This is a genomic window from Acinetobacter sp. YH16052 (genome assembly GCF_013417155.1).
In the GTDB taxonomy this organism is placed as follows: domain Bacteria; phylum Pseudomonadota; class Gammaproteobacteria; order Pseudomonadales; family Moraxellaceae; genus Acinetobacter.
Genome location: NZ_VPEO01000002.1, coordinates 242,991 through 267,532 on the forward strand (window position 1 = coordinate 242,991; position 24,542 = coordinate 267,532).

Genomic DNA, 24,542 nt, shown 5'->3' on the forward strand with positions numbered 1-24,542 from the left:
AAAAAAGCGCCTGACGGCGCTTTTTTTTCTTATAGGTATTAGGCTGTTTTACGTAAATCTTTACGCAGGATTTTACCTACGTTTGATTTTGGCAATTCATCCATAAACTCGACATAACGTGGACGTTTATAACCGGTCAGGTTTTCTTTAGCGAATGCTAAAACTTCTTCTGTGGTTAAAGACGGATCTTTTTTCACGACAAACAGTTTTGGCACTTCACCCGATTTTTCATCTGGCACACCAATCGCAGCCACTTCCAGTACTTTTGGATGAGTTGCTACAACTTCTTCAATTTCAGATGGATAGACGTTAAAACCAGACACTAAAATCATGTCTTTCTTACGGTCTACAATTTTCACATAACCACGTGAATCCATGACACCGATATCACCGGTACGGAAGAAGCCATTCACCATGACTTTTTCAGTTTCATCCGGACGGTTCCAATAGCCTTTCATGACCTGAGGACCACGGATTAAAATTTCACCTTGCTCACCCAGTGGAACTTCATTGCCTTCATCATCCAGAATAGCCACTTCAGTCAATGGTAATGGAATACCAATAGTGCCACTGAATTCTTCAGACGCAGGTGGGTTTGCTGTTGCCACCGGAGAAGTTTCAGACAAACCATAGCCTTCAACGATATTGGTTCCGGTAACTTTCTTCCATGCTGCTGCAGTAGAAGGAAGTACGGCCATACCGCCGCCCATCGCCATTTTCAGTTTACTATGATCAAGTTGCTTAAACTCTTCATTGTTTACCAGCGCATTGAAAAGTGTGTTCACTGCCGGGAAGAAAGTCGGCTGGTATTTACGTAGCTCTTTCATCACCGCAGGTAAATCACGCGGGTTTGGAATCAGAACATTCGCCTGACCTTTGTACATACCGTAAAGTGCGCATACCATGAATGCAAAGATATGATAAAGCGGCAAAGCACAGAAAATACGGTCATCTGGCTGACCATCTTGCGCACCAAATTTACTCTGGAAGATGCCGTCACACTGCAGCATGTTCGCAACCAGGTTACGATGTGTCAGTTCAGCGCCTTTAGATACGCCTGTGGTACCACCTGTGTATTGAAGAACTGCTGTATCGCTAAGGGTCAATTCAGGGCGTTTATAGTTACTTGGATTAACTTTAGATAACGCCGCATTAAATCTCACATGGCCTGGAATATCCCAAGCTGGAATTTGCTTGCGCACAGAACGCAATACAAAGTTCACCAGTGTCCCTTTCAAGGCACCCAGCATGTCACCGACAGAAGCTACCACGACATGTTTCACCGGTGTTTTACCAATAATCGCTTGATAAACAGAAGCAAAGTTTTCAATAATCACCAGCACTTCAGCGCCAGAGTCATTTAATTGATGCTCAAGTTCACGTGATGTATAGAGTGGATTCACGTTGACCAGTACCAAACCTGCGCGGAACACCCCAAGTGCCACAACCGGATACTGAAGAACGTTTGGCATCATCACTGCCACACGTGAACCTTTTGCCAACCCCAAGCTTTGTAGATAAGTTGCAAACTTGCGGCTCGCCTCTTCCAATTCATTGAAAGTCATAGCCTTATCCATAAAGATAAAGGCATCACGCGAGCCGAATTTTTGGAAATTACGCTCAAAAACATCTACTAGAGAAGTATTTTCTGCTGGTAATTCTACTGTTTCTGGAATCCCTGTTTTTTGGTATTCAGCAAACCAAATTTTTTCCATAATGGCCATCTCTCCAATCATAATCCTTAGTATTTCAACTGTTTTTTTCAATATCACACGCCATTTTTAGACTTGTATATGTGCGATATTGCATCCATCTTGTTGAATCGTTGTTCATATATAACGTATTTCGCAGGATGGATGCTAGTCTTATCTTTGAATCAACAGTTTATTTGCTTTTTGATATCCGCGTGGTAAAAGCTGTCCTTTTGCACCGCGCTTGCCGATATATTTACGCAAATCATCCCCTTTTAATTTTAACTGCTGTTGTCCTGCAAGCACTTGAATTATTTCATCAAGCTTCAATATTGTCATGGACAAAATTTGTTCATCATCTTCAAGTTGTATCAATTTATTTCCTTTACCTTTGTTCAATACAGGTAATTCTGTTAAATCGACAATCAACAGGCGTCCTGCTGAACTGAGCAGTGCAACATGTGTGGCATCTTCGAGTGGCTGCAGGTTCATGACCTCTGCCCCTTCAGATAAATTCAGGAAAGCTTTCCCGGCTTTGGCACTGGTATCCAGCTGCTTGGCCTGGGTTTTAAAGCCATAGCCTTTGTTGCTTGCTGCTAGAATTTCAGTTTCATCCTCTGCCACCAGAACCTGTTTAAAACCCACTCCGCTGCCTGGAGACAGTTTTGAACTGAGCGGTTCGCCCAGACCACGCGCAGACGGCAACGTATTGATGGCCAAGGCATAGCTACGCCCAGTGTCATCTAATACATAAACGCGTTGGTTGGATTTGCCCTGTGCATGACTCAAGTACTGATCACCGGCACGGAAATTCAGATTTTCTGCATCGACTTCATGACCTTTGGCACAGCGAATCCAGCCAGCTTCTGATAACACCACTGTTACAGGATCGGCCGGCAACATTTCATTTTCATTAATTGCCGCCGCTTCAGCGCGCTGCACGATTGGCGAACGGCGATCATCACCAAATTTCTTGGCATCGTCTTTCAGTTCAGCAATGATCAGGTTTTTTAAAGATTCTGGATTGGCCAGTTGTTCACGAATTACTGCCGCTTTTGCTTCCAGTTCTTCCTGCTCACGGCGCATTTCCATTTCTTCAAGCTTGGCTAAATGACGCAATTTTAGTTCTAGAATCGCTTCGGCCTGAATCTCGTCAATATTAAAACGCTGCATCAAAACTGGTTTTGGCTGATCTTCTTCACGAATAATCTGAATCACTTCGTCAATATTCAGATAAGCAATGATCAGACCGCCGAGAATATGTAGGCGTTTTTCGATCTTGTTCAGATGATATTGCAGACGGCGTGTTACCGTGGTTTTACGGATTTCAATCCATTCCAGCAAAATACGACGAATTGATTTCACCTGTGGACGGCCATCGGCACCAATCATGTTCATATTGACACGATAACTGGATTCCAGATCGGTGGTGGCAAACAAGTGACTCATCACCGATTCGGCATCAATACGATTCGAACGCAGAACAATGACTAAACGGGTTGGATTGGCATGATCCGATTCATCCCGTACATCACTGACCAGTGGCAGTTTTTTGGCCTGCATCTGATCGGCAATCTGGGTGATGATTTTGGAGCCTGAGACCTGATATGGCAGTTCGGTGATGATAATTTCGTTTTTATCGACGCTATAGACCGCACGCATGCGATAACTGCCACGACCTGTGGTCTGAATTTTTAACAGTTCAGCAGGCGGGGTGATAATTTCGGCTTTGGTCGGCAAGTCTGGCGCGGGAATATATTCTGCGATTTTTTCATCGGTCAGGTTCGGATTACGAATTAGCGCAATCGTCCCTTTGACCACTTCACGCAGGTTATGCGGTGGAATGTCTGTGGCCATACCGACAGCAATACCAGTGGTGCCATTCAGCAAGATGTTCGGTACACGTGCCGGCAAGTTCACCGGTTCTTTCATCGAACCGTCAAAGTTGTCCTGCCATTCACAGGTGCCCTGTCCCAGTTCAGACAGTAATAGTTCACTGTACTGGGAAAGCTTGGCTTCGGTATAACGCATCGCTGCGAAAGACTTTGGATCATCTGGTGAACCCCAGTTGCCCTGCCCTTCAATAAACGGGTAACGATAACTAAAGGGCTGTGCCATCAGCACCATGGCTTCATAACAGGCCAAGTCACCATGCGGATGGTATTTACCCAGTACGTCACCGACTGTACGTGCCGATTTCTTTGGTTTGCTGGTCCATTTCAGGCCCAGCTCACTCATGGCATAGACAATCCGGCGCTGTACCGGTTTCAGGCCATCGCTAATATGAGGGAGTGCCCGATCCATAATCACGTACATGGCGTAATTCAGATAAGCTTGTTCGGTAAATTCTGCTACGGAGCGGTTTTCTGTCGCATGATGCGCAAGGCTTGTCATAACAACCTATAGTCCTAAATAATTCGTTTTTGTATCAATGTTTCTTATGCTAAGTCGTGGCTGTAGATGACACAAGGGCATCAAATCGTTCAGCGCGACAATTTGTGTCTTATGGCCTAAAAATATCCACTTTATAGGCCCTAAGCAACTAAAAAATCATTCCCTTTATAAGCCCATCGATTCGAGGGTCTTGCCTTTGGTTTCTTCACCCAAGACCAGAATCACAATCGCGACAGCGACCAGAACTGCCGTAAACATGGTAAAGACATAGCTAAAGCCATTCGGCATACCCATCAGATGGGTTACAGCAAAAGGTGCCGCGATACCGCCAATCCGGCCAACAGCCCCGGCCCAGCCTGAACCAAAGGCACGGATATTGGTCGGATATTGTTCCGGGGTATAAGTATAGAGTACGCCCCAGGCACCCAGATTAAAGAAGGACATCAGACAGCCCCAAATCACGATTTCAGTAACACTACCCGACTGACCAAAGAAATAGGCCGAGACCGCGCACATGCCAATAAAGCCGGCCAAAGTCGGCTTACGACCGAGTTTTTCGACCAGCCATGCCGCCACCAGATAACCGGGCAACTGTGCCAGAATCATAATCAGCACATATTCAAAAGACTGGACAATGCTATAGCCTTCTTTGACCAGTAAACTTGGCAACCAGGTAAAGATGCCATAATAGGAAAAGATAATACCGAACCAGATCAGCCAGAGCATAAGCGTACGGCGCGCAAAGATACCCGACCATAACTGGGAAAATGAAATATTCTGGTTCTCTGCGACCGGTTTCACTTCAAAAATTTCATAGACTTGAACGCCACATTGACGCTCAATCTTTTTCACCAGTGCCGAAGCTTCCTCTATACGGCCACGGTTAATCAGGAAAGGAATAGATTCCGGCACCATTTTCCAGATCACGATGGCATACAGCGCAGGCAGGCCACCAATCATGAAAGCGGTTTGCCAGCCAAAATCTGGAATGATAAAGCGCGATACTAGCGCCGCGACCAGCCAGCCCAGCCCCCAAAAACTTTCCAGCAAGACAATAAAACGGCCACGTACATGCGCAGGAATATATTCACTGACCAGCGTTACGGCCACGGGTAGCTGACCACCCAAGCCTAAACCGACAATAAAACGGAATACTAGTAGCCAAGTCAGATTCGGTGCAAAAGCGCAGGCTGCCGTGGCCAAGCTATAAATGACCAGAGTCGCAGCAAAGACTGTTTTACGGCCAAAACGGTCTGCCAGGCCACCTGAACAAATCGCCCCGATCGCCATGCCGACAAAACCGATCGACACTACCCAGCTTTTTTGATCCGCAGTCATCTGCCAGTCTTCAGCCATTTTGGCCAGGATAAAGGAAATCAATCCGGTATCCATCGCATCAAACATCCAGCCCAGTCCAATCACCACCAGCAAGGTGTAGTGAAACCTACCAATCGGTAAGCGTTGTATGCGAGAAACTAAATCCATAACAAAAATCTCTGATCAGGTGGAACGGGAGATGCTGCTTTCTCAACAGGTGGGCTGCTTTATATTTTTTATACTACGAATTGAGTTGAATGCGGCTATTTTTATTGCCGCACTTCATACATTTAAAAATTAAGATTCGTCTTTGGAAGATGCCGAGTGCTCATCATCATCTTTATAAATGAATTTTGGCATTTCCAGACCAAAATAGATGGCGATCAGACGTAAGCTAAAACCAAAGATCAGGGTAGACAGAATGGTCAGATCCTGCGACAAGCCGTAGTGACTACAGAGCCAGTAAAAGATCACTGAAACAAAGGCAATACTGGCATACAGTTCACGGCGGAACACCAGCGGTACGTCATTACATAAAATATCACGCAAAATCCCGCCAGACACACCGGTCAAGACACCCGCAACGGCGCTGACCACAAAACCATGTCCCATTTCCAGGGCAATCTGACAGCCAATAATGGTAAAGCCAATGAGCCCCAAGGCATCCAGTACCAGGAAGACATTACGTAACTGTCGCATCCATTTGGCAATCAGGATGGTGACGAAGGCGGCGCAACAGGTCAGCACCAGATATTCGGGATGTTTGACCCAAGTCAAGGGATAATGTCCGAGCAGAACATCACGGACCGAACCACCGCCCAGTGCCGTGACACAGGCAATAATCATCACGCCAAACCAGTCCATGCTGCGCCGGCCAGCGGACAGTGCCCCGGTCATGGCTTCAGCGGTAATTGCAATAATATAGATGACGGTCAGTAACATCGCCCTGCTTCCACCTGAGGCTATGAGATGGCGGCTATTCTAAGCTAAATCTGTGTGAAAGTTATAAGAATCCGGCACAACATTGCTTAAATTTTTTCCCCGAACCACAAATGCAGGCCTGTTTCATGGTGATGTTATGGTCTGTAGTCGGATCCAGAAAATACCAGCGACCTTCAAACTTCACAAAATGCGAAACTTCATGATGCACCTGTGCCTGCTTGCCATCATGATAATGTGCCTTAAACTCGACCAAGGCATGATTTTTATCTAGTTTTTCATTGGCTTGAACAATTTCAAGCTTTAACCATTGATTGGCTTTACTCCATTCACTAATTGCCTGCAGGTCCAGCGCTTGTTGCTGACCCAGCGCAGTCGTGGTTTTGATGTAATCAATTTCATGCTTGGCGAAGGCACTGTAACGGGAACGCATGAGTTGCTGTGCAGTCTCTGCGATCTGTTTTCCTGCATGCAGCGGCTGACAACAGCTGTGATATTCGCCTTGTCCACATGGACATGCTTCTGACATTTTAGTTCCATAAAAATAGCCCGACAATGCGGGCTATTTTAGCAAACTTTAAAGACCAAACATGACTAGAGTCTAGTCCTGTGCAGGAAGCTGCGGAATGATATGCACTTTGTCGATCTTATGACCGTCCATGGTGACGACCTCAAAGATATGCCCGTCTGCTTCAAACTTTTCACCGCTATGCGGTAAACGTGCCATATGGAATAACACATAGCCAGACAAGGTTGAATATTCTTCGGTTTCATTGACCAGATCACGATCCAGCAGTAACGAAACATGACGAATATCAGTGGAACCATCCAGAATCAGGCTGCCATCTTCCAGGCTTTCTGCGGCAGCTTGCAGCTCATCTTCATCCGGAAATTCACCGGCAATTGCTTCAAGGATATCAATTGGCGTGACAATCCCTTCAATCGAACCATATTCATTCAGGACAATCGCCATTTGCAATGGAGCCTGACGCAATTGCTCCATCACCATCAGAACCTGGGCATTTTCATGCACGATCACCGGTTCACGTAAGTGCTTTTCAAAATCCAGCACCCCGGTTTCAATGTATTCGTTCAGGACTTTATGGGTCAGTACCACCCCGGCAATATTATCGAGTTCACTACGCGCCACGATCAGACGTGAATGGCTCATTTGCAATAAATGTTCTTTGATACTGTCGGGCTCATTGTCCAGATCAATCCATTCTAGTTCAGGACGTGGCGTCATCACCGACTTGACCGGACGTTCCGACAGACCCAGTACCCCCTGCACCATGACACTGTGATAAATACCGTTTTCATCATTAAAGACTTCATCAGCAAAGGCACGTGTCGCCAGAACATCTTCCGGCTCAGAAGAATCATTGTCCTGAGCAGGTTTACCACCCAGCATCCGCATTACGGCAGAAGCAGTACGGTAGCGCATGTCGGTGGTGGTCACCATTTTTTCCTGATTGCGTTTCATGGTTTGGTTAATAAATTCGACAATCACCGAGAAGCCAATTGCAGCATACAGGTAACCTTTCGGAATATGGAAACCGAAGCCTTCGACCACCAGCGAGAAGCCGATCATCATCAGGAAGCCCAGACACAGAATCACCACGGTCGGATGTCTGTTGACGAAATCCATCAGAGCTTTGGATGCCCAGAGCATAATCCCGATGGCAATAATCACGGCAATCATCATCACTGACAGGTCTTTGACCATACCAACCGCAGTAATCACGCTGTCTAATGAGAATACGGCGTCCAGCACCACGATCTGGACAATCACCATCCAGAATACCGCATGGACCGGATTTTCTTCTTTGATGACGGGTTTGGCTTCCAGACGCTCATGCAGTTCCATGGTGCCTTTAAACAGCAGGAACACCCCACCAAACAATAGAATCAGATCGCGGCCCGAGAAAGCATGATCAAAGATGTGGAATAGTGGATCAGTGAGGGTCACTACCCAGGCAATCGAGGCCAGTAAGATCAAACGCATCAGCAGGGCCAGCATCAAGCCGACAATCCGCGCCGTATTACGTTGTTCTGGTGGCAGTTTCTCCGCCAAAATAGCAATAAAAACCAGATTGTCGATCCCGAGTACAATCTCAAGAACAATCAACGTGAGTAAACCGACCCAGGCTGAAGGGTCTGACATCCATTCAAAGATCATACGCTTGGCTCCTGAAGCTCAGGACTGCAGCATGGAATCACCTGACGCTGTGACACAGCAAAACAGAATTTTTTATATTGAATAAGATCAATTATTTGGCGTAGATTTATAAAGTTAAACGGCCAACTACCACTACCCATCGTCGTTCTATTGTTGTGAATCCAATTTTCAGTATATCAAGATCAATTTGAAATTCACCTGTTTTCATAGCTGTTTATCGATGAATTTTGCTGAGCCCTATTGCAGTGAAAATGTCCCTGCTCACAGAATTGTCATATTTATTAATTAAGCTATAGTCACAAGAAAGAAAAATGATAAGGTGAAGAAAATAAATGCAAAGCGTAATTCAAATGACAGATTATTTTAAAGAAAACTCCCCAAAAACAACACGCCCTCTAGTGGCTCTCTATTGTGGTTCACGTGCAGGCAACAAACCGGTTTATTTAGAAAAAGCCATTCATCTCTCGCAAGGACTGGCAGAACATGGTTTCGGGCTGGTTTACGGTGGCGCCAGTATTGGCTTGATGGGACAGGTCGCGGATGCCATGATCCAGCATGGCGGTGAAGCTGTAGGGGTGATTCCTGAATTTATGCTGGATTATGAAATTGCCCATAACCAGCTCACCGAATTACATGTGGTGACCAGCATGCATCAACGCAAGGCTATGATGGCCGAGCGGGCCTGTGCCTTTGTGGCCTTGCCAGGTGGACTGGGCACGTTTGAGGAAATTCTGGAAATTGCCACTTGGGGTCAGCTAAACCAGCACCAGAAACCGATGATGCTCTATAACGTGAATGGCTTCTATGATGCCTTGATTGCGCAGCTGGACCGCGCCGTTGAAGATGGTTTTTTACCGCCACAGCATCGCGCCAAACTGATCATTTGCGAACACGAAGAAGAAATTTATACAACTTTAACCAATTTAGGCCATCCGCAAAGATTTGTGGTTTAAACCGTTCCAATTAAGAAAAAAGCGAGCACCTGGCTCGCTTTTTTATTGGATTTTTAATATCAGGACTTATTGACCATAATTCGTCACAAAGTCATAAAACATCGGCAAAGTTGTTGCCAGAATGACCGACATGGCCAGACCGAACATCAGTTTCATGGCATCTGCACTGACATTACGTGAAGTACGATGTTTGTTGACTTCATCCAGAATCATCGACATGGCAAATTCACGACCTGCGAGTAATCCCAGGAATACCCAGGTGGTACTCATTGGAATGTTGCTCCACTCTTTAAAAACTAACAGGATAATGGCATACATGAAGTCGATAATCGTTGCAGCACGAATGTCGGTCACACCGGTTTTGGTGTCAACAATGTTCTGGATAGCCCCGCCACGTTGATACAGAATCACACCCAGCAAGACCACGAATACCGTAATCGCAAACATCAGGAATTCAAACGGCACCTGACGTGGCACATACACGAAGATGTTAGCCAGATCCTGAATCAACCATTGACTCCACAGGAAACCGGTAGAGACCCACTGCAAGCCCATCCAGACCTTGGAGTGTTCCTGATGACGTGTCTTGGCAAAATGGCGTGCCAGCTGCTTGACCACAAAACGATATATGACAATCGCTACAATAAAGGCGACGGCATAGCCCATCATCGATTTGACCATCATCGAGCCTAAGCTTGCAGGAGAGAAAATCGTAAGCACCAGGAAGGTGGTACTGACTGGAATCCCGTATTTGGTCAGTATTAACAGGAGAATTGGCGGCACAATATACAGCCAGGTAATACCACCTTCAGGGAAAGGAATCGTTTCTAAACGACCGTATGAGGCATCACCCACCCCAGATGCATACCAACCATAGACCAATACGACAATTAAAATTGAGCTGATATAAATCCACAATACCCACCATGGGCGATGTGAATTCGAAGAAATAAATGTCCCTAAGGTTTGAGGTACATCATTTCCGACAATAGAGTAAGCGGCCAAACAGAAGCCGATCACCATCAAAATCTCGATTGTCATAAAAACAAACCTATACGCGAGGAGATTTCAGCAGTGCTGAAAAGTTGGCCCAAGATTATGACGGTTTTATTTCATTTTAATGACAAGACTGTCATATATATGGTCACCTTACAAAAAAGAGCACCGAAGTGCCCTGAATTTAAAAGCTTTTGACTACTTGAGATTTACTTGATAAATCGTGGTACTGCCACTGACTTCATGGCCGAGCACCAGGAGGGGTTTCTTATTCGGGGAGTCTTTGGCGGGGATAAATACCAAACCTTCCGGTCCTAAATCACCGGCTTGTCCCATTTCAATCTGCGCTGTAGTCGCTTTAAAATCACGTGAATTAATATATTGCACAAAGACTGGTGATGCAGGTGTAGACACATCATAGACCATGATGCCACCGACACGCTCCAGCCCAATAAAGGCAAAGGTTTTTTGACCAATCTGCCCCAAGGTCACCCCTTCAGGTTCCGGCCCTTTATTGTCACTGCGATTATCCAGTCCGGCTTCTTCATGATTAAAGTTGAAAATCTCAGGATGATGTTTGGCAATATACTGCTCAAACTGATCGCCCGAATCCCATACCAGTTCTAAACCGGTCTGCTGATCATTTTCCACCCAGATACTGACCGAGCGGGTACCAAAGCTATATAAATGATCATAGACCAGATTGCCCCGTTCATTCAGTTTGGCTGTACCATCGGCATTTTTTTGATAGCCTTCGGTCCACGTAATATTTAAACGGCCCAGCAGATGATCTTCACGGCAGTCTTTGGCATCCCCTACAATAGCACCGCAGTAGGCAAAGTTAGTTGGATTGAGTTCTGCACCTTTGGCCAATACCCGAAGATGGGCTGGTAAATCATCGCCCAGACGGCGGTCAAAACCTTTGGCATGGACCAAGTGTTTCACCCGCCATTCTTCTACAAAGCCCTGGCTGGTATCGTTATTGAAATATGCAGGATTGTTTTCACCCCAGGCACGGGCATCGCCTTCATTGGCAGACACAATATAGGTTTTGCCCGCGACCTCGAAACTTGCAATCGCATCTGGCATATATAAGCCACGTACATTGGCCCAAGTTTGAATATTGATTTTGCCTTTACCGTCGACACCATCCGCATCGCTGACATCCATGCCATGACCCTTCATGCCATGATCTTTGAAGCCAAATGGATAAACAGCGAGTACCTTGGCAGAAGCCACATCAATTTTGGCCAAGGCATTGTTTTCCTGTAAGGCAACCCAGGCGGTTTTTCCATCTTTTGAAACAGTGATGTACTCAGGTTCAAAATCCTGCGCTGCGCTGGCCTTTGGTCCGAAAATGCGGATGCCCTGTTCACGCAATGCTGCTTCCCGTCCGTTAAAGGCTTTAAAGTCTGCTGTACGAACGATCGGGGCTTTTAAATTGGCCAGATTAATGACAGACACCGACCCTTCAGGGTCAACCTGATAATCATCAGAAGGCTCGCCTTCATTGGCCACCAGCAAAGTTTGACCATCCGGTGTGAAAGTCAGCATGTCCGGCAAGGCACCCACCTGTACGTGGGCCAACTTGCTCAGGTCTTTGGCCTGATATAAAGCAATATAGCCCGGGTCAGTTTTCACAGCAGCCTGAATCGCAATGGCGACAATGCCATTGTGTACCGCGACACTGTTGACCTCAGCCTCTGGCGCAATGTCATCGACCGTGATAGATGTTATTTTTTTCGGCTGATCAGGTCGACTTAAATCCAGTACATCCAATACGCCTTCTTTGGCATTGACCACGAATAGGCGTTGACTCTCGGCATCAAAGGCCGGAATTTCTGCTGCACTTTGCGCAAACATACCCGATTCATAAGCCGACAATTTGCTTAACTCGATCGAGTTCGGTGTAGCCTCAACGATTGGAACCGGTGTTTCATTTTCATTCTCACTTCCACATGCCACCATCCCCACAGCCAGCATGGCCACTATCAAAGACTTTAATTTTAATTTCATTTTTTTGTTGATCTATCATGAAGAATTCGTGACCAATTTATAACCAGAGCATTGCAGTGCCATGACAGATCGGTTGCAGTTCCTTGACACAACACCGCATAAAAGTTGAAACGCTTTATATACGACAGACTCGGCTGATTCCTTTAAACTATTCAAAATTTTCAGTTTTCCAGAATTATGAATGCCACGCCTACGCATCAAGCCTTAGATCCTGAGTTCAGACTGCTGGTCTTGTTGGTCTCGATTGGCTTTTTTATGCAGGGGCTGGATACCACCATTATTAATACGGCCCTACCTGCAATTGCCCAAAATTTGCAGGAAGATCCGCTACGCATGCACAGTGTGGTCGTGGCGTATGTGCTGTCTGTAGCGGCCTGCATTCCCTTAAGTGGCTGGCTGGCAGACCGGTTCGGGGTCAGAAATACCTATTTTGCTGCGATTATTATTTTCTCTTTGGCCTCTTTGGGCTGTGCCTGGTCAAGTAGCCTGAATGAATTATTGGTGTACCGGATCTTTCAAGGGATCGGTGGTGCATTATTGCTGCCGGTCGGCCGTTTGGCGATGCTGAAGATCATTCCCCGTACCCAGTTTCTGGCCGCCATGAGCCTGATGAGTCTGGCCGGCCTGATTGGTCCTTTAATTGGGCCGACCCTAGGTGGCTGGATGGTCGAATATCTGTCCTGGCATTGGATTTTCCTGATCAATTTGCCGATTGGCTTGCTGGGCGCACTGATTACCTTTAAGGCCATGCCGAATGTACTTGAACCTACAGTCGCTCGCTTTGATTATTGGGGCTTTATCTTGCTGGTCGTGGCCATGGTGGGCCTCTGTCTGGGAATTGAAAATTTTGCCAGTCCACAAAACTCGCTGTGGTGGAGCCTGAGCCTGATTCTGGTTGGTTTGTTGGCCACCCTGATTTATGCCTATCATTCACATACCCATAGCAATGCCCTGTTTCGCAGCCGGCTGTTTAAAAATAAAATTTATGCGATTGGCATTTTGGGTAATTTCTTTGCCCGTCTCGGCGGCAACTCGATTCCGTTTTTATTGCCGCTGATGTTGCAAGTCGCATTCGGTTTCGAACCCTTTATTACCGGTTTATTGATGATTCCGACTGTGCTCGGTTCGCTGGCCTCCAAACCCATTATCCGCAACATCATTCAGCGTTTTGGCTATCGTCGGGTCTTGCTGGTCAATACTTTGCTGGTGGGTCTGTGTATTGCCAGTTTTGCCCTGACCACGGCGGAAACCCCAATCTGGCTCCGTGCGATTCATTTCTTTATCTTCGGCATTTTAAATTCACTGCAATTCGTGTCGATGAATACCCTGACCTTAAAGGACTTGAGCCAGCAGGATGCCAGTAGCGGTAACAGTTTTCTGTCGATGATCATGATGCTGTCAATGAGTATCGGGGTGGCACTGGCAGGAACACTGGTGAACATGCTGAGTGCCTATTACGGCGCTGACAATCTGGTGGCTGCTTTTCATGTATCACTGATCTGTTTAGGCTGCATCAATATTATTGCGGCCTATATTTTCTGGCATATTCCTAAAAATACCCCGGTTTGATGCGCTATATTCACTTTGGGCTGATTGTAAGTTTTAGGCTAAATCACATATAGGCAAGGACTGAAAATGCAAAAAAATCAGGCTCCGAACAGAGTTCATAAATCGCTCTTGATTGGGCTGGGCATACTGATCACTGTGATCACGATCGCCATGGTTTATCTATGCCTGATGAAAGCACCATCTGCCCATGCAGCTGATTATCCGATCCAGGGCTTTGATGTATCGCATCATCAAAAAGAGATTCAGTGGCAGCAGATTCCGCCTGAAAAATACCGTTTTGTTTATCTGAAAGCCACTGAAGGCGGCGACTTTAAAGATACCCGTTTTCAGGAAAATTGGTTGAAAGCACGTGAACGCGGCTTTTTGGTCGGTGCCTATCATTTTTACCGGCTCTGCCGCGATGGCAGCATTCAAGCCCAGAATTTTATTGACTCCGTACCCAATAAACCGGATGCCTTACCGCCAGTAATTGATCTGGAATATGACAGCAAATGCATCAATACCTATTCTAAAGAGCAGCTTTTAAACGAAATTCAGGTGATGCACGATGCCCTGAAAAAGCATTATGGCAAGCAGCCGATTTTCTATATTTCTAAAGCTTTTTATAATATTGTACTGGCAGGACACTTTCCTAACGTACCACTCTGGGTACGTGAATACAAAGGTCTGCCTGATTTAAAAGATCAGCCTAAATGGACGTTTTGGCAACATACCAGTCAGGGGAAAATTCCCGGTATTACCACACCGGTAGACCTGAATGTTTTTTATGGCTCAGAACAGCAATGGCTGGATTTTCTCAAAAAGAATGCGATTGTAGTACCTTCATCTGAGAATAAAGCGAAATAAAGCTGATCGCCTGAAAACAAGTTCTTTATAAAAACAACAAGGAAATAAAAAGATTGAAATGGATAAAAGGCATTTTACTCGGTCTGGTGAGTCTACTCCTACTCATCGCGGGTATGCTGGCTTATCTGTTGCAAGCTTCGGGCAAGGTTAGTGACTTTAAAGCGTGGCAGCCGCAAACCGGTATATCCGTTCACGGGCTTACAGTCAAATTTTTTGGTGTGTCCACCCTGTTACTCGATGATGGCCACGATCAGATCCTGATCGATGGTTTCTTTGGCCGGCCATCTTTGTGGCAAGTACTTAACCGCCCTATTCAAAGTGACAGGCTACTCATTGAACAACTGGTGCAACACCATGAATTGAGCCGAACCCAAGCCATTCTGGTCAGTCATTCTCATTATGATCATGTTCTGGATGTCCCGGCTTTACTAGAGATGCTTCCCGAAACTGCTGTGGTCGGTTCGCCGAGCACCCTGAATATCGCCCGGGCAAATCCCAAAGTTACTCCACAGCCATTACAGCCGATTAAGCCTGGGCAAGTACAGCAATGGGGGCATTTCCAGATCACTGCAATTCCCTCACAACATACCCCGCCCACAGTGGTAAATGATGATTTAGGCGAAGAGCTGCTACAGCCCTTTACTCTTCCGGCTAAATTTTCCGAATTTAAGGAAGGTGGCAGTTTCGACTACCTGATTGAGCATGCAGGACATAAAATTCTGGTCAAGGCCAGTACCGGATTTATTCCAGAGCAATTGCAGCATCTGAAAGTCGACACCCTGTTTTTAGGCATTGCCCAGCTTTCCAGACAATCCGATGCCTATCAGCAGCAATATCTGGCTGAAACCCTGAACCTCCTCAAGCTCAAAGTGGTGATTCCGGTGCATTGGGATGATTTTTTCAGCCGTTAAACCAGCCGCTGCAATTTTTACCCCGTCTTGCCGATGACACCCCAAAAAGTTTGCAACTTCTGATTCAGGCTGCCGAGAGACAAGGGAAAAAAGTCGTCCTGCTCAGCGAACCGCAGCCCTATTTACTCAACGCAGCCGTCGCTTCCCAATCCGATTAAAGGCCCTTAAGATAGCGAACATGCGCAAAATTATTCATATCGATATGGATGCGTTTTATGCCTCGGTTGAGCTGCGTGAACGTCCAGAACTGAAAGACTTGCCTGTGGTGATTGCCTCGCATCATCCTCGGGCGGTGGTCGCGGCTGCCTCCTATCCGGCACGGGTTTATGGCCTGCGTTCTGCCATGTCCATGGGACAGGCGCGCAAACTGTGTCCTCAAGTCATCGTAATTGAGCCAGATTTTGCCAAATACCGGCAGGTATCGGCACAGATTCATCAGATCTTCCAGCAATATACTTCCCTGATTGAACCACTGTCTCTGGATGAAGCCTTTCTGGATGTCACAGAAAATTTAAAACAAATCCCAAGTGCTACCGAAGTCGCCATGCGAATTCGCGAGGATATTTTTCAAGCCACCGGATTAACTGCTTCTGCTGGTGTAGCGCCCAACAAGTTTCTCGCTAAAATTGCTTCGGACTGGCACAAACCGAATGGGATCTGTGTGATTAAGCCATCACAAGTTCAGGGATTCATCCAGGATCTGCCACTGAAAAAAATTCCTGGTGTCGGTAAAGTCACCCAGGAAAAACTGAAAAGCCTGAATCTAGAAACTTTAGGCGATTTACAGCAAATTGATGAAGCCTTACTGATTCAACATTTTGGCAAATATGGACGGCGGCTATTTTTGTATGCTCAAGGCATTGATGAACGACCGGTCGAAGTGGAACGGGAACGCCAGCAAATTTCCAAAGAAACCACTTTTGATGATGACCTGCATCTGAACCAATGTCGCCCCTATTGGGAGCCTTTACTTGGACAAGTATGGCAAAGCCTGCAAAAGAAACAGCTTTCTGCTCGCGGCGTTACGGTCAAATTAAAACTCAAGAATTTTCAGGTGATGCAACACAGTAAAAGTTTTAAACAGGTGCTGCGTAGCCCACAGGAATTAGCCCAAGCCTTGGACTTACTGCTCGACGACCTGCATATTGCTCCGCAGATGCAATTTCGGCTGATCGGCGTCGGCGTGTATCAGCTCAGCGTCCCCGAAACTGAAACCCAGTTATTGCTACTCTAAACCTTTTTTGATCACGTTTTAGGCATCAGTTTAAAAATACGGCAACTTTGTTTTTACATTTTGATTTTTTAGAGTACTCTATCTGCGCAATGCATTATCCATGTATGTGCTGAGATGCTGAAAATCACCTTTACTTTCAGCATGCTGTCCTGTGATTAGCGTGACGATCAAATCCGAATATTACAGGGCAACTCTGATGTAACTCATGGAATCCCCTCCTGCATGTCTTCTGTAAATTCTTCTATTGTTCAAGAACAACGCGCACGTAAAGCTGCGCTATCTAGTTTTGTTGGTGCTGTTGTCGATTGGTATGATTTTCTCCTTTACGGCATTGTTGCAGCCTTAATTTTTAAAGATCAGTTTTTCCCTAGTATTGGCGAGAACATGGGCACCCTGGCGGCACTAGCCACCTTTGGGGTCGGCTTCCTGTTTCGTCCTTTAGGCGGTGTGGTATTTGGTCACTTTGGTGACAAGCTCGGCCGCAAAAAAATGCTGGTACTCACGGTAATCCTGATGGGAATTTCCACGGTCGGGATTGGTCTACTGCCAAATTTCGAGGCAATTGGCTGGTGGGCTCCGGTGCTGTTGGTGTTTTGTCGAGCCTTGCAAGGCTTTGCTGTCGGTGGTGAATGGGGCGGCGCAGCTCTGATGGCAGTTGAAAATGCACCCAAGGGTAAAAAAGCCTTTTATAGCAGTGGCGTTCAGGTCGGCTATGGTGTTGGCTTGGTATTGGCCACCGGTGCAGTGTCGATTATTATTGCGACACTGGGTGAAGAAGCCTTTGCCGAGTGGGCATGGCGTATTCCCTTTCTGGCCAGCATCGTACTGTTAGCTGTGGCGATGTGGATTCGCCGTGATCAGGATGAATCTCAGGAATTTGTAGAAAAGGTGGTCAAAGCAGACCATCATCCAGAAAAGCTGCCAATCTTGCAAGCCATCAGCAAACATCCAAAAGCTTTCTTCTATATCATTGCCTTACGTCTGACTGAATTACTGACCATGTATCTGGTCACCAACTTTGCCCTGAACTATTCCACCAGCAACCTAGGCATGGACAAACAGTTCTTCCTGAATATCACACTGATGGTCGGGGTAATTAGCTGTTTCAGTATTCCATTTTTTGCTTGGCTGGCGGATAAATTCAATCATCAGAAAATGTGTGTCTGGGGCGGTTTGATTGGTGCGCTTTCAGCCTTTCCATTTTTTATGGCACTCGATGCACAAAACACCTGGATGATTATTGTTGGCGCAATTTTACTGGCCAACGTTGCACACGATATGGTGGTTAGTGTCCATCAACCGATTTTCACCTCCCTGTTTGGCACAGAATACCGCTACAGCGGTGCCGGAGTTGGCTATCAGGTGGCGAGCATCATTGGGGGTGGTTTTACCCCATTTATTGCAGCGGCACTGGTGATTTGGGCGGATGGTTCATGGCATTATGTAGCCATCTATCTGGCGGTGGGTTGTCTGCTGACTGCACTGGTCGCAGCCCTGATGCCCAAAACTCAGGATGAACAACATGACAGTTGAACGTTTACACGTATCGAAACGCTTTTCGGAAATTGCTATTGCCGGTAATCTGGTGCATCTTGCCGGCCAGCTGGCCACAGATGTTGAACTGGATATTAAAGGGCAAACCCAACAGACTTTAGATATTATTGACCAGTTTCTGGCAGATGCCGGCACAGACAAAAGTCACATCATGTCAGTAACCATCTATTTGAAAGACATTGAAAAAGATTATGCAGCCTTCAATGAAGTCTGGGATGCCTGGGTCGCTGATATCGAAGCGCTGCCTCGTACCTGTGTAGAAGCAAAACTCTATGATCCACGGGTATTGGTCGAACTGACTGTCGTGGCGGTTAAACCAGAATAATGTTTCAAGATCGATACTCATAAAAAAAGCATGCTTCTGGCATGCTTTTTTGTTTTAGCCCACAGCTTTGATTTTACTGCGCTCTAAATCCGAATATAAATAATATTTTTTCAGATCATTGCTAACTATATATTTGGGCATTTTCTGCATTTGCGCTTGCTCCTGCAAGAAGTCCTGGCGCAACTGATAATATTCCGGCACATCATCGTAACGAATCACCCGATAACCGGCCATGGTTAGTAATGCATCCTGAAAATCCGTCTGCTGGGGACGCTTTAAGATTAAGGGATCATCCACTCCCACCACGGCTAAAATCTGGTGCTGCTGATCCAGAATTACAAAATCTGCAGTCAGGTTGCGGTACTTATGTCGAGTCCGGTTAAATTTAGTCGTCATTAAGGCATCATAGGAAACATGTGCCAGAATAATGTATTCAGGTAAGACTTCTCTCAGGCGAGTGAAGGTCAATTGCTCATTCAGGTTAAAAATAGCACGTTGCTTTAACGCACTGTCTTGTGGTTTGGAATTATTTCCGAGCTTTTTCCATGCCATGAGCACGACACAGAAGAGCAGGAAACTCCCAATCATAATATAGGTGGTCATGCCTAAATCCTTGCATTCTTATAATCATTTTTGTTTTATTGTTGTGCAGTATAAACCCACGCTTTATTTTAAATAGAGCTAACAACCAATCTGTTTAAATACCCATACAACTGGTATCAAAACTCGATTCTGTGTTACCTAAAGTGACATCTCTTTGAATGCCAATGAAAGTGGATTTAAAGTACTGATAATGCACTCTAAAACATCCATGGAATTGATCGCAATACATATCTGCCCAACTGTAGGACAATTCCGACAAAGTGTTATTTTTATATCACTTTTTTAAAGAACTTAGTCCAAATAATATATTCTTTTACACTTTCAACGAACAAACTCAGGCTACGTTACTTTACCCAATAGCTAAAAAAAGACACCGAAGTGTCTTTTTATTAACTTAATTATGCACGTGATTTGGGCTTTGCTTTAGGCTTTGGCCCACCAAACGGTTTTTTGGCATCGCCTGTTTCACGCGGCGGCAAACCAGTGTGCTGGGTCAGAATTTGACCACGTTCAGGACGTTTCTTGGTATTTGAAGGACGTGACTGAGCCTGTGCAGCCTTGCTACGATTTCCTTGCTCACCAGTACGTTTTTGCGAATCACCGGCAACCGTCGAGTTTTTCTTACGCGCCGATTGATACTGACCATCTGCGCTGCCTGCAGGCTGATAAGTCGGAATTAAATGCTGTTTCGAATTACCAATCAAATCCTGACGACCCATTTCTTTCAGGGCTTCACGTAATAACGGCCAGTTGTTTGAATCATGATAACGCAAGAAAGCTTTATGCAAACGACGACGTTTCTCACCTTTTACAATGTCAACATTTTCAGTATAACGCGCCACTTTCGCCAGCGGGTTTTTACCCGTGTAATACATAGTAGTTGCAGTCGCCATCGGTGATGGATAGAAGGTCTGTACCTGATCGGCACGGAAACCATTCTTCTTCAACCAAATCGCCAGATTCATCATGTCGTAATCGGTGGTGCCCGGATGCGCCGCGATGAAGTAAGGAATCAAGTATTGTTCCTTATCGGCTTCTTTACTGTAACGATCAAACATTTGCTTGAAGCGGTCATACGTCCCAATACCCGGCTTCATCATTTTATTGAGTGGACCTTTCTCGGTATGTTCAGGCGCAATTTTTAAGTAACCACCGACATGATGGGTGACAAGTTCTTTGACATATTCAGGGTTTAAAACCGCAAGGTCATAACGTAGGCCTGAACCAATCAGAATTTTTTTAATGCCTGGTAAAGAACGTGCTTTACGATATAACTGCGTCAATGGCGCATGGTCGGTATGCAGGTTTTGGCACACGCCCGGGAATACACATGACGGTTTACGACAGTTCTTTTCAATCTCAGGATCTTTACATGCCAGACGGTACATATTGGCTGTTGGGCCACCCAGGTCCGAGATAATGCCAGTAAAGCCTGGAGCCGTATCACGGATTTTTTCCACTTCACGCAGAATCGATTCTTCAGAACGGTTCTGAATAATACGACCTTCATGTTCCGTAATCGAACAGAAAGTACAGCCACCGAAACAGCCACGCATGATGTTCACAGAGAATTTGATCATGTCAAACGCAGGGAAACGGGCATTGCCATAAGCAGGATGCGGCAGACGTGCATAAGGCAGGTCAAACACGTAATCCATCTCTTCCGTAGTCAACGGAATTGGCGGTGCATTCAACCAGACATCACGTTCACCATGCTTTTGCACCATGGCACGCGCATTCCCCGGATTGGTTTCCAGATGCAGAATACGGTTGGCATGTGCATAGAGCACTGGATCTGCAGCAACTTCTTCAAAAGCAGGCAAACGGATTACGGCCAATTCGCGCGGCGGTAACTTATGTTTAATCGCTTTAGAAGCCGGTTGCAGTTGCACAATTTGCGTATCAGGATCTAGGTCATCCCCTGCTCGCACAATCGGATTGGCGACATGTTCTTTTTGGAAACCTTGATACTGGCTAGAATCCTTCCCTTGTTCAATCTCACAACCATCGATATCTTCAGTCATGACATACGGGTTAATAATTGGATCAACACGGCCAATGGCATCGACATCATTCGATGCAATTTCAACAAATTTGGCTTTAGAGGCACGGTTGTGTTTATTCACAATGAACGCAGTACCGCGAACATCAGTAATCTCGTGAATTTTCTCGCCACGTGCCAGACGATGCATAATTTCAGTGATTGAGCGTTCGCCATTACCGTACATCAAAAGATCGGCTTTTGAATCCATCAATACTGAACGACGGACTTTGTCTGACCAGTAATCATAATGCGCAATACGACGTAAGGATGCTTCAATACCGCCCAATAATACCGGTACATCCGGATAAGCTTCACGGACACGCTGGCAATACACGGTTGCCGCACGGTCTGGACGTTTGTTTGGCTGATTGTCTGGTGAATAGGCATCATCAGAACGGATTTTACGGTCAGCCGTATAACGGTTGATCATAGAATCCATATTCCCTGCTGTTACACCCCAAGCAATATTCGGTTTACCCAAAACGCGGAACGCATCCACGCTGGTCCAGTCTGGCTGTGCAATAATACCGACACGGAAGCCTTGGGCTTCCAGGGTACGACCAATAATGCCTGAACAGAAAGATGGATGATCGATATAAGCATCACCACAAACTAAAATAAAATCACAGCTGTCCCAGCCGAGTTGATCCATTTCCTCGCGTGACATCGGCAAAAATGGCGCAGGGTCAAAACAAGACGCCCAATATTTGTCGTAATCAAACAACGCTTTTGGCGCAGTCTGCATGGTATAAGCAGTAGACATGGCTAGCAATTCTCGGCTGGCAGATGATAGGAGATCTAAAAATAAGATCAAAGATGAAAGCCGATTATTTTACCATGAATCAGGTCTGGCTTGCTTGATTATAATTTATACAAATTCAGAGACTAACTGAATCATGCTTTATTTATCACTTGAATCTAAAGTTTAAATATTTCAAAAAAGAAATTTATCTTATTTATGAGGAGGAAAGCTTGGACAGAATCTCTAATTTGAACGGAGTCTTAAACTAAATGCCAAACCTGTCAGTAATAACACTGTGATAAACACAGTTAATCCTATCCAGCCATAATTTTCCCATACCAATCCGCTTGAACTTCCCAACATACTTGAACCCAAGTAATAGCAAAATAAATACAGCGACGAGCCGACTGCCCGATACTGTAACGACTGGATCGACACCCAGCTACTGGCGGTCGAATGGGCAGCGAAGAAAGAAAAAGTAAAAATCAGCAATCCGATAAAAACAATAATCAACTGATTGATCAGCATCAGCGCCAAGCCCACAAGCATCATCAGGATCATGGCTGCCAATATTCTGAATTTTCCATAATACTGTCCCCAATGTGCTGCTCGAGGGGAGCTATAAATACCAGCCAAATAAGTAATTGAAATCACTCCAATCCAGACATGAGATAATTCAAATGGCGCTTGGATCAAGCGATAACTCAGATAATTAAATACCGAGACAAAACAGCCCATCAAGATAAAACCTTGCAGGAATAAAACCCGAAGTTTTGGATCAGAGAGATTCTGTCTAAATGAGTTTTTAAAACGATTCAACTTAATTGGATAGGCTTTAAAATGTCGCGAAGCAGGCAAAAGATAGAAAAATAATCCAGCGATACAAAGATTTAAAATACCGATAATCAAAGTGGCAGATTGCCAGGAGATAAAATCGACTAGCACCCCGGCAATTAAACGTCCGCCCATACCGCCTATCGCTGTGCCAGAAATATATAAGCCCATGGCAAAACCGATATCTTTTTCTGTAATTTCTTCCCCGATATAAGTCATCGCGACTGCAGCGACACCACTGACTGTCAATCCAATCATTACTCGTGTGGTCAGAAACACGGACCAGATCGGCAATATTGCACTTAATAGTAATAATACTGAGACTGAAAATAGAGACCAGACCATAATCGGCTTACGACCAAATCGGTCTGAGATTAGCCCAGTAAAAATCAGGCCAACTGCCAAAGCAATAGTAGAAAAAGATAAAGGAAAACTGCTTTGAGTCGGGCTGACCTGGAAATAATCAGCCAGAATCGGCATCATGGGCTGTACGCAATACAGTGATGAAAAAATGGCAAAGCCAGCAAGAAATAAGGAAAAAAGCACTGCTTTAAAAGCAGAAGAGCCATATTCAATATGGCTTGAAGATGAATTTGAGGACATATCCGCTCCATAGACCGGTTCAGTATACGCCTCTCAATATTATTTTTATGTGATGTTTCAGTCGAAATAGCACATAAATAATAGTGATTTGACTAAAACCCACGCATAAAAAAATCCCTCTCTGCCTTAGCGGAGGGGGATTTTGGAATAATGAGCTGGCGATGACTTACTCTCACATGGGTAACCCCACACTACCATCAGCGCTAAGAGGTTTCACTTCTGAGTTCGGGAAGGGATCAGGTGGTTCACTCTTGCTATGGTCGCCAGCACAACTGTTTATGGACTTGTTCGGGTCTTATTTACGCTGTTTATTTCGTATGCCTTACTTCGTACCAAATAGAATTCATTAACAGGTTTTATTTGAGTTGAATATTGTCATACTAACGAGCTTATGAATCAAGCTGTTTTGCTGAATATCGAATCAATCGAGCTTTTATACAACAACTGTTTGGGTGTTGTATAGTCAAGCCTCACGAGCAATTAGTATTGGTCAGCTTCACATATCACTATGCTTCCACATCCAACCTATCAACGTCGTAGTCTTCAACGGCTCTTTAGGAGACATAAAGTCTCGGGGAAATCTTATCTTGAGGTAGGCTTCCCGCTTAGATGCTTTCAGCGGTTATCCCTTCCGAACATAGCTACCCGGCGATGCCACTGGCGTGACAACCGGTACACCAGAGGTTCGTCCACTCTGGTCCTCTCGTACTAGGAGCAGATCCTCTCAAATTTCCAACGCCCACGGTAGATAGGGACCGAACTGTCTCACGACGTTCTAAACCCAGCTCGCGT

The 24,542-nt window shown here is 45.6% G+C and carries 17 protein-coding genes, 2 rRNA genes and 1 pseudogene; 7 read left to right on the forward strand and 13 right to left on the reverse strand.

Features of this window, described 5'->3' with window-relative positions:
- Window positions 1–38 precede the first annotated feature (38 nt).
- The 6 genes from FTV42_RS02625 to FTV42_RS02650 form a co-directional block, all read right to left on the reverse strand.
- Window positions 39–1,715, reverse strand: a complete 1,677-nt coding sequence (locus FTV42_RS02625) for an AMP-binding protein (protein WP_180037306.1) — start codon at window positions 1,713–1,715, stop codon at window positions 39–41.
- Between the two features lie 150 nt (window positions 1,716–1,865).
- Complete coding sequence (parC, locus tag FTV42_RS02630; RefSeq protein WP_180037307.1) at window positions 1,866–4,085, reverse strand: DNA topoisomerase IV subunit A; 2,220 nt, start codon at window positions 4,083–4,085, stop codon at window positions 1,866–1,868.
- A gap of 165 nt (window positions 4,086–4,250) precedes the next feature.
- Window positions 4,251–5,570 (reverse strand): MFS transporter, encoded by a 1,320-nt coding sequence (locus FTV42_RS02635; RefSeq protein WP_180037308.1) that lies wholly within the window; start codon window positions 5,568–5,570, stop codon window positions 4,251–4,253.
- 129 nt (window positions 5,571–5,699) lie between these two features.
- Complete coding sequence (locus FTV42_RS02640) at window positions 5,700–6,344, reverse strand: trimeric intracellular cation channel family protein (RefSeq protein WP_004644893.1); 645 nt, start codon at window positions 6,342–6,344, stop codon at window positions 5,700–5,702.
- A gap of 61 nt (window positions 6,345–6,405) precedes the next feature.
- The gene (locus tag FTV42_RS02645) at window positions 6,406–6,870 is read right to left on the reverse strand and encodes a YchJ family protein (protein WP_180037309.1); all 465 of its coding nucleotides are present in this window, start codon (window positions 6,868–6,870) and stop codon (window positions 6,406–6,408) included.
- A gap of 72 nt (window positions 6,871–6,942) precedes the next feature.
- Window positions 6,943–8,520: a TerC family protein gene (locus FTV42_RS02650; protein ID WP_174894110.1), complete on the reverse strand. Its 1,578-nt coding sequence runs from the start codon at window positions 8,518–8,520 to the stop codon at window positions 6,943–6,945.
- Window positions 8,521–8,852: 332 nt separating this feature from the next.
- On the opposite strand from FTV42_RS02650, the gene FTV42_RS02655 reads away from it, so the two are divergent.
- Complete coding sequence (locus tag FTV42_RS02655; protein ID WP_004281026.1) at window positions 8,853–9,473, forward strand: TIGR00730 family Rossman fold protein; 621 nt, start codon at window positions 8,853–8,855, stop codon at window positions 9,471–9,473.
- A gap of 66 nt (window positions 9,474–9,539) precedes the next feature.
- Here the strand turns inward: FTV42_RS02655 and FTV42_RS02660 are convergent, their stop codons facing one another.
- Both FTV42_RS02660 and FTV42_RS02665 read right to left on the reverse strand, forming a co-directional pair.
- A complete protein-coding gene (locus tag FTV42_RS02660; protein WP_005101524.1) occupies window positions 9,540–10,514 on the reverse strand; it encodes a hypothetical protein in 975 nt (324 codons plus the stop codon).
- 153 nt (window positions 10,515–10,667) lie between these two features.
- Window positions 10,668–12,452: a choice-of-anchor I family protein gene (locus FTV42_RS02665; RefSeq protein ID WP_180037322.1), complete on the reverse strand. Its 1,785-nt coding sequence runs from the start codon at window positions 12,450–12,452 to the stop codon at window positions 10,668–10,670.
- Between the two features lie 210 nt (window positions 12,453–12,662).
- Here FTV42_RS02665 and mdtD point away from each other — a divergent pair, with 210 nt between their 5' ends.
- The 6 genes and pseudogenes from mdtD to FTV42_RS02695 all read left to right on the forward strand — a co-directional run bounded on the left by mdtD (window position 12,663) and on the right by FTV42_RS02695 (window position 18,924).
- The gene (mdtD, locus tag FTV42_RS02670; protein WP_004732563.1) at window positions 12,663–14,054 is read left to right on the forward strand and encodes a multidrug transporter subunit MdtD; all 1,392 of its coding nucleotides are present in this window, start codon (window positions 12,663–12,665) and stop codon (window positions 14,052–14,054) included.
- A gap of 66 nt (window positions 14,055–14,120) precedes the next feature.
- Entirely contained in the window at window positions 14,121–14,900 is a 780-nt protein-coding gene (locus FTV42_RS02675) for a GH25 family lysozyme (RefSeq protein WP_180037310.1), read from the forward strand.
- 53 nt (window positions 14,901–14,953) lie between these two features.
- Window positions 14,954–15,969 (forward strand): annotated as a pseudogene (locus tag FTV42_RS02680) (MBL fold metallo-hydrolase).
- 20 nt (window positions 15,970–15,989) lie between these two features.
- Entirely contained in the window at window positions 15,990–17,045 is a 1,056-nt protein-coding gene (dinB, locus tag FTV42_RS02685; protein ID WP_180037311.1) for a DNA polymerase IV, read from the forward strand.
- Between the two features lie 222 nt (window positions 17,046–17,267).
- Complete coding sequence (shiA, locus tag FTV42_RS02690; RefSeq protein ID WP_148334370.1) at window positions 17,268–18,578, forward strand: shikimate transporter; 1,311 nt, start codon at window positions 17,268–17,270, stop codon at window positions 18,576–18,578.
- Window positions 18,568–18,924 carry a RidA family protein gene (locus FTV42_RS02695; RefSeq protein ID WP_005101539.1) on the forward strand — a complete coding sequence of 119 codons (357 nt, stop codon included), beginning with the start codon at window positions 18,568–18,570 and terminating at the stop codon, window positions 18,922–18,924. Before shiA ends, FTV42_RS02695 begins: the two co-directional genes overlap by 11 nt.
- Before the next feature lie 54 nt (window positions 18,925–18,978).
- Here the strand turns inward: FTV42_RS02695 and FTV42_RS02700 are convergent, their stop codons facing one another.
- The 5 genes from FTV42_RS02700 to FTV42_RS02720 all read right to left on the reverse strand — a co-directional run.
- A complete protein-coding gene (locus FTV42_RS02700; RefSeq protein ID WP_180037312.1) occupies window positions 18,979–19,527 on the reverse strand; it encodes a DUF2726 domain-containing protein in 549 nt (182 codons plus the stop codon).
- Between the two features lie 398 nt (window positions 19,528–19,925).
- The gene (locus FTV42_RS02705; protein ID WP_180037313.1) at window positions 19,926–22,334 is read right to left on the reverse strand and encodes a YgiQ family radical SAM protein; all 2,409 of its coding nucleotides are present in this window, start codon (window positions 22,332–22,334) and stop codon (window positions 19,926–19,928) included.
- 222 nt (window positions 22,335–22,556) lie between these two features.
- Window positions 22,557–23,750, reverse strand: coding sequence for an MFS transporter (locus tag FTV42_RS02710; protein WP_180037314.1), 1,194 nt, complete (start codon window positions 23,748–23,750; stop codon window positions 22,557–22,559).
- A gap of 153 nt (window positions 23,751–23,903) precedes the next feature.
- Window positions 23,904–24,018: ribosomal RNA gene (rrf, locus tag FTV42_RS02715) — 5S ribosomal RNA — on the reverse strand.
- A 191-nt stretch (window positions 24,019–24,209) separates the two neighbouring features.
- A 23S ribosomal RNA gene (locus tag FTV42_RS02720) occupies window positions 24,210–24,542 on the reverse strand; the annotation flags it as partial.

Bases quoted from the DNA above. Each gene is read 5' to 3' on its own strand.
- shiA (WP_148334370.1), top strand. From the start codon at position 17,268: ATGTCTTCTGTAAATTCTTCTATTGTTCAAGAACAACGCGCACGTAAA.
- FTV42_RS02660 (WP_005101524.1), bottom strand. From the start codon at position 10,514: ATGACAATCGAGATTTTGATGGTGATCGGCTTCTGTTTGGCCGCTTAC.
- FTV42_RS02640 (WP_004644893.1), bottom strand. From the start codon at position 6,344: ATGTTACTGACCGTCATCTATATTATTGCAATTACCGCTGAAGCCATG.
- FTV42_RS02625 (WP_180037306.1), bottom strand. From the start codon at position 1,715: ATGGAAAAAATTTGGTTTGCTGAATACCAAAAAACAGGGATTCCAGAA.
- dinB (WP_180037311.1), top strand. From the start codon at position 15,990: ATGCGCAAAATTATTCATATCGATATGGATGCGTTTTATGCCTCGGTT.
- FTV42_RS02650 (WP_174894110.1), bottom strand. From the start codon at position 8,520: ATGATCTTTGAATGGATGTCAGACCCTTCAGCCTGGGTCGGTTTACTC.
- FTV42_RS02655 (WP_004281026.1), top strand. From the start codon at position 8,853: ATGCAAAGCGTAATTCAAATGACAGATTATTTTAAAGAAAACTCCCCA.
- FTV42_RS02665 (WP_180037322.1), bottom strand. From the start codon at position 12,452: ATGCTGGCTGTGGGGATGGTGGCATGTGGAAGTGAGAATGAAAATGAA.
- FTV42_RS02710 (WP_180037314.1), bottom strand. From the start codon at position 23,750: ATGTCCTCAAATTCATCTTCAAGCCATATTGAATATGGCTCTTCTGCT.
- FTV42_RS02635 (WP_180037308.1), bottom strand. From the start codon at position 5,570: ATGGATTTAGTTTCTCGCATACAACGCTTACCGATTGGTAGGTTTCAC.
- FTV42_RS02705 (WP_180037313.1), bottom strand. From the start codon at position 22,334: ATGTCTACTGCTTATACCATGCAGACTGCGCCAAAAGCGTTGTTTGAT.
- FTV42_RS02695 (WP_005101539.1), top strand. From the start codon at position 18,568: ATGACAGTTGAACGTTTACACGTATCGAAACGCTTTTCGGAAATTGCT.
- FTV42_RS02700 (WP_180037312.1), bottom strand. From the start codon at position 19,527: ATGACCACCTATATTATGATTGGGAGTTTCCTGCTCTTCTGTGTCGTG.
- mdtD (WP_004732563.1), top strand. From the start codon at position 12,663: ATGAATGCCACGCCTACGCATCAAGCCTTAGATCCTGAGTTCAGACTG.
- FTV42_RS02675 (WP_180037310.1), top strand. From the start codon at position 14,121: ATGCAAAAAAATCAGGCTCCGAACAGAGTTCATAAATCGCTCTTGATT.
- parC (WP_180037307.1), bottom strand. From the start codon at position 4,085: ATGACAAGCCTTGCGCATCATGCGACAGAAAACCGCTCCGTAGCAGAA.
- FTV42_RS02645 (WP_180037309.1), bottom strand. From the start codon at position 6,870: ATGTCAGAAGCATGTCCATGTGGACAAGGCGAATATCACAGCTGTTGT.